Origin of the sequence: Synechococcus sp. R55.7 (assembly GCF_047461955.1) — a bacterium.
In the GTDB taxonomy this organism is placed as follows: Bacteria; Cyanobacteriota; Cyanobacteriia; order Thermostichales; family Thermostichaceae; genus Thermostichus.
The window spans coordinates 5981-12217 of record NZ_JANSIC010000042.1; the positions used below are offsets into that span (position 1 = coordinate 5981).

The following is a 6237-nucleotide window of genomic DNA, read 5'->3' on the forward strand; positions in this document are numbered from 1 at the left end:
GGGATCCCCTCTGGTTTTCAGAAGACGGGAACAACCGCCGGTTCAGCACGGATAGTGTTGCCGAATCGAAGATCTGGGAAAAATTTCTTCCGAAACGGCTACAGGTAGTGGCAAAGTCCGAGATTTCGGCTTTGATCAGGGAAGCACGGGGTGAACGAGGCCAAAGGCACCCGTGGCGAGGTGAAGCAAGAATACGACTGGGTGAAGGAGTGAGGTGTGAGGATGATGAACCGTCGAGTTGCTTATGGGTGTGCGTTGGGCTTGATCCTGTCCCTGCCCCCATTGGCCTTAGAAAGCCGGGTCAATGAGGCAGCCGCTCAACAGTTGACCTCCGCAAACCCGCAACGCCTCAGCCGCATCACAGATATCCGCCTGGTGCCCAACGGCAACCGCATGCAGTTGGAGATCAACACCGAAGGGGGCGCTCGCCCACAGGTGTTCTTTACCCAGCAGGGACAATCTTGGATCGGGGACATCACCAATGCTCAATTGAGCGGAAGCCAGGGCCGCTATCGCCAAGAGTCTCCCCTGCCGGGGGTGCGCTTCATTGAGGCCCGCCAGTTGAGCAACGACAGCGTGCGGATAGAAATAGCCGGTGTGGCCGCAGCTCCCCAAGGCTTGCTGGCTCGGCGCAGCCCGACGCAGTTGGTCTTCGACTTTGAGGGCCTACCCTCTGCTCCACCGGCCCCCCTAGCGGCGGTTCCCCCTCAACCCTCGTCCAACCCAGTAGCGCCCGGCCAACCGGCGTCACTAAACCGACCTCAGCCCGTGGCTCCTGTTCCTCAGCCCGCAGCTCCTGCCCCTGCCTCCCAACCGGTCGCTCAAAACCCTGCCCCTCCGCAGACAACTCAAGCGGCTCCTCCTGCACCTGCTGTTCCTGCTGCACCCGTGATTTCTCAGGTCCCCCCTGTGGGCCAGCTCAACCAACCTCAATTGCCGCCGGGAAGTTTGCCCACCGAATCTCCTTTTCAGGGGAGAGCTGTGGCTCCTCCTGCTGGCGATATTGCCGTTGGCACAATCCTGCCTGATCCACCTACAGTGGATCTCGGATCCAATGCCAGGATTAGCTTGACCTTGAAAGATGCTCCTGTGGGCGATGTGCTGAGCTTGTTGGTGCGGCGAGCAGGGTTGAATGTGGTGCTCAACGACGTCCCACCCGATCTAACCATCTCTCTGGATGTGCAAGACTCGCCCTTACAGGAGACATTCAACTTTATCTTGCGGCTAAAACAGTTGCAGGCCCAGCGAAGGGGCCAAACCGTATTTGTTGGACAAAACCTGCCAGGGGTGACTGGGATCCTGGTGCGCAATTACCGCGTGAATCAGGCAGTCGCCACCGATTTGGCCAGTCGGCTGGAAGGAGTTTTGAACGCCGTTGCTCCCGGTGCCCAATTCGTTGTGGACGAGCGCACCAACTCCATTACGGTGATCGGCAACTCGCGGCAGCAGGACATCGCGGCTGCTCAGATTGCCCAATTGGATGTGCGTCGGCGACAGGTTTTGATTTCCCTGAGAGCAGTTGATATTCGGCTAAATAACAACGAGAGCCTTTCGATCAACCTAGGGGGAGCTTCTGGCAACTTTGCTGTCGGAACTTTAGGGGACGCCAACTTTGGTGGTCAACCGCTCAATCAACCTGCGGGATCCTCGGTAAGCTCTATCGGCCCTGCAGGCCCATCAGGATCCATCACGGGAATATTTAACACTCTCAACCGGCTGCAGCAGTCTTTGGCTCTAAGAGTGCAGTCTGCAATACAAAATGGAACTGGAAAAATTCTAACTGACCCCAAAGTTGTGGTGGCAGATGGCGGATCCAGTCGAATTAGCATTGCAACCAGCGTGCCCGTTAACGTTGAAACCATCACCATACCCCAGGGCGAAAACCAGCCTCCAGTTGTTACTCAGCGTTTGCAGCGAGAGGATGCCGGGGTTATCCTTGACGTCTCAGAAGTTAGAATAGATGACAATGGGTTTGTTACCCTGACCATTCAGCCGGAAATTTCTATTCCTGTACCCAGTCAAATATTGGGAGGCGGAGACTTTGCAGGCATTCTACTTTTCAATATTGACAGGAGGCGGCTGGAAGCATCTCAGCTCAGGTTAAGAGATGGGCAAACCTTTATTATTGCTGGCCTCATTCAAGACAGGGACATCGTTGACGTTCAAAAAGTGCCTTTCCTAGGCGACTTGCCTCTTTTGGGTGCTTTGTTCCGCTCTCAGAGTGTGAATAACGAGCGCAATGAGGTGGTCTTCATGCTAACGCCCTACATTATGGATGATAATGTTGCTTTTGGTCTTCCTCCCAATCCGTAAAATTCCCAATCCGTAAAATAGGGTTATGCCGAACTGCCAAGTTTCGTGACATCCTCCCAACACTGATACTATAGGCACAGCGCAGGACCCATAGCTCCCCACACCCCTCATGAGTTAACTCTCGACAGTCCTGAGTTACTGGCTGCATTAGCTTCGGGATCCGTTGAGTTGCATTCAGCAGCTAATGGCTTCTTCAAGTGGCCTGGGATCCACCTCGGGCAACAAGCGCCAATTCCACCTGATTTTCTTGGGGCTGCCCCAGTTGCACCTCCACATCTCGGCCAAAGAAGCCTTGCATTTTTTTCTGGTAGCTTTCCTGCCATTGTTGGAAGGGAACCTTGGGGGAATCGAACAGAAGCACCAAGGTATACCGGCCATCTCGCAGCTCTTCTCTGTACCCTCTCACCTTGGGCAGATCTGCTTCCAGAGGGCCGCGCAGACCCAGAAACTCCAGGGCATCTTCCAGGTGGGCATTAGCCCCGTAGCTATATTTGGTGATATCGGCGCGGACTTGCTTTTGAATTTCCGTGGCCTGCTGGGCGCGGGCTTGGATCACCTCGAGAGAAGGGGCGGCCAGGGCAGGTACCGGCTTGAGTTCCACTACCTTCATGGTTATCCCTCCCAACAGCAAGGGGATCCCGGCAAACAGGCCGATGAGATTGAGGGTGGGATCGTTGTAGTGGGCAAAGCCCCAAGCCGTGGCGGCAGCCCCGGCCAGCAACACGAGAGTGCTCAGGGGGAAGGGCAGTTTTTCAAACATACAGGAGAGGAAGAAAGGCCACCTGAAAACCCAGGCTAGCAGGAAAAGCGCCGGCGGTGGACTTAGCCTCCATTGGGATGGATAATCACAAAATGCCCACCTGGTGTGTTGAGGAGTGGTCTGTGGTTCTGTCCAATCTGTCCAAAACCTCTCGTTGCTTGCGCTCGCTGGATCGCAAAGCCCAGGAGCGAGCACCTCTATTTGAGGCCATCCGCCACTATTGCAGCTTGGATAAGGCTCCTTTTCACACGCCAGGCCACAAACAGGGACGTGGGATCCCTGCCGACTTGCGGACCTTTTTGGGAGAGAACGTCTTCCGGGCAGATCTGACCGAGCTGCCAGAGGTGGACAACCTCCACGACCCCGATGGCGTGATCCGAGAGGCCCAGGAGCTGGCGGCAGCAGCTTATGGAGCGGATCGCAGTTGGTTTTTGGTCAACGGTTCCACCTGCGGCGTGGAAACGCTGGTGATGGCGGTGTGCGATCCGGGAGACAAGATCCTCTTGCCGCGCAACTGCCACAAATCCGCCATTGCCGGGGTGATCCTCTCTGGGGCGGTGCCGGCCTATATCGAGCCGGATTTTGACCCGGAGCTGGGCATTGCCCACGGGATTACCCCAGCCGGTTTGGAGGGGGCCTTGGCGGAGCATCCCGATGCCAAAGGCGTTTTGGTAGTCAGCCCCACCTACTACGGGGTCTGCTGCGATGTGCAGGCTTTGGCCTCCATCGCCCATGCCCACGGCCTGCCGCTGCTGGTGGATGAGGCCCACGGGCCCCACTTTGGGTTTCATCCGCAATTGCCCATCTCGGCCCTAGAAGCCGGAGCCGATCTGGTGGTGCAGTCCACCCACAAGGTGATCTCCGGCATGACCCAGGCCTCGATGCTGCACCTCAAGGGATCCCGTATCGACCCCAACCGGGTGCGCAACATTCTGCAACTGCTGCAATCGACTAGCCCCAGCTATGTGCTGATGATGTCGCTGGATGTGGCACGGCGGCAGATGGCCTTAGAAGGGGAAGCCCTGCTGGGCCAAGCCTTGGCTTTGGCAGATCAAGCCCGCGCCCGTCTCAACCGCATCCCCGGCTTGCGCTGTTTTGGCCCAGAGCGTATCGGCTCCACCCCTGGTTTTTTCGATTTCGACCGCACCCGTCTCACGGTAACGGTGACAGAGCTGGGGTTGTTCGGCTTCGACGCTCACGACTGGGTTAACGATCACTTCCACGTGCAGCCGGAGATGTCCACCCTGCACAATGTGGTCTTCATTGTCAGCATCGGCAATACCCAGCGAGACATTGACCGCCTGGTGGAAAGTTTCGCCGCCCTGTCGCAACATTTTCAGGGATCCCGCCCATCCAGAGCGGCAATGGAAAAAATGCAGCGGCTGGCACAACTGCCCCGTCCTTGCTTGCCACCACAACGGCTATCACCCCGGGAGGCTTTTTTTGCTCCCATTCAGCGGGTGCCTTTCCAAGAAGCAGTGGGCCATATCTGCGCCGAGATCATCTCCCCCTATCCACCTGGGATCCCGATTTTGGTGCCGGGAGAAGAGGTGACCCAAGAGGCGGTGAACTATCTGCTGTTGGTGCATGAGGCAGGCGGCTTTATCAACGGCCCAGAGGATGTGCGCCTGCAGACCCTGAAAGTGGTCAAGGCAAGGACCTAATGCTCTCCTAGCGGGCTTATGGACGGGTTTTTGCCGTTTGCGCTGGGGGGAGCAGCGGTAGGGAGTTTGCCGGGGTGCCGGGGCGGCGGGCTACCTTCACCCGATCCACCCGTGGCCCCTCCATGCGCACCACCTGAAACTCCATCTCTTGGTAGGTGAACTTTTCCCCAGCACGTGGGATCTTCTGCATGTGGTAGATCAAAAAGCCCCCCAGCGTTTGGTAATCCTCGTGCAGAGGCAGGTTGAGGCCACAGCGCTCGTTGATCTCTTCAATATCTAGCTGAGCCTGGATGAGCAAGGTATTTTCGTCAAGTTCTTGGATGTCCGGCTCCTTGGTGTTGGGATCCGGGCCATCGGAGAGCTTGCCGACAATCTCCTCCACCAAGTCTTGAATGGTGATCAGGCCCGCCGTGCCGCCAAACTCATCCACCACCACCACCATCGGCCAGTGGTGCTGCCTCATTTCGGGCAACAGTTCGGCAATCGGCTTGTTCTCCGGCTCAAAGTGGGCCTCGCGGATAAAAGGCGTGATGGGGCTGTGGAGGTCGATGGATCCCTTGGCCAGCTCCCCAATGACTTCCTTGACGTGGATCAGCCCGCGGATGTCATCCAAAGACTCGCCGTAGACCGGGTAACGGGAGTGTCCTGATTCGGCCACCTCGGCCAGCACCTCTTGCACCGTTGCAGTTTCTGGCACCGCGTCGATGCTGGTACGCGGGATCATCACCTCGCTGGCCACCGTCTCGCCGAACTCGAAGATGTTGCTCAACAGCTCTCGCTCTTCCGCCTCAATGTTGCCCGACTCCACCGACGAGGCGATCAGCAGTTGCAGCTCCTCCACCGTCATGGTGCTGTAAAAGGAGCTGGCCTCCGGAATCTGGACTCCCAAAAGCCGCAGCACACACCGAGAGGAAAAGCGGGGCAGCTCTACAAAAGGTCTTAGGATACGGCTGACCAAACGATTGAGCCAGGCCAGTTGCAGCGCAATCGGCTCGGAATAGAGGATGGCCAGAGTCTTGGGGATCAGCTCCCCTACCACGATCTGAAAATAGGTGAGCAGCGAAAACACCACTACCACCGCCACCCCCTGCATAAGGGCCGGATCCACACCCTGAAACCAGTCCAAGCGGCTCAAGGCCAAAAACAGCGTGGGCGAAACCTGGGTGGCTCCAATCCAGCCCAGCAATACACTGGCCAGAGTAATGCCCAACTGTGTGGTGGAGAGGGCATATTCCAGTTGTTCCTGGGCTTTTTGCACAAGAGCTGCCTGCCGGTTCCCTTCGCTGGCCAACTGCACCATCCGGGAGCGCCGCGCCGATACCAAGGAAAACTCGACCGCGACAAAAAAAGCGTTGATGACCAGAAGACCGATGACCCAAAGGAGACTAAGCGACGCATCTCCCCACGAAAGCTCAGTGTTGGGGAAAGTAGCCGCCGAGGCTAAAGGGGGGTCGTCCATCAGGGGGAGCAGCAAGACGGATAGACAGCATTCTAGCTCAG

4 protein-coding genes are annotated in these 6237 nt (G+C 57.4%); 2 read left to right on the top strand and 2 right to left on the bottom strand.

Annotated elements, in window-relative coordinates:
• Window positions 1–225 precede the first annotated feature (225 nt).
• Window positions 226–2313: an AMIN domain-containing protein gene (locus tag NW820_RS03630; protein WP_414406706.1), complete on the top strand. Its 2088-nt coding sequence runs from the start codon at window positions 226–228 to the stop codon at window positions 2311–2313.
• Between the two features lie 193 nt (window positions 2314–2506).
• Here NW820_RS03630 and NW820_RS03635 read toward each other — a convergent pair whose 3' ends face one another.
• Window positions 2507–3073, bottom strand: coding sequence for a DUF2854 domain-containing protein (locus NW820_RS03635; protein WP_414406707.1), 567 nt, complete (start codon window positions 3071–3073; stop codon window positions 2507–2509).
• A 122-nt stretch (window positions 3074–3195) separates the two neighbouring features.
• On the opposite strand from NW820_RS03635, the gene NW820_RS03640 reads away from it, so the two are divergent.
• Complete coding sequence (locus NW820_RS03640) at window positions 3196–4737, top strand: aminotransferase class I/II-fold pyridoxal phosphate-dependent enzyme (RefSeq protein WP_414406708.1); 1542 nt, start codon at window positions 3196–3198, stop codon at window positions 4735–4737.
• Between the two features lie 16 nt (window positions 4738–4753).
• Here NW820_RS03640 and NW820_RS03645 read toward each other — a convergent pair.
• The coding region (locus tag NW820_RS03645) for a hemolysin family protein (protein ID WP_414406709.1) at window positions 4754–6237 on the bottom strand (1484 nt) is incomplete at its 5' end.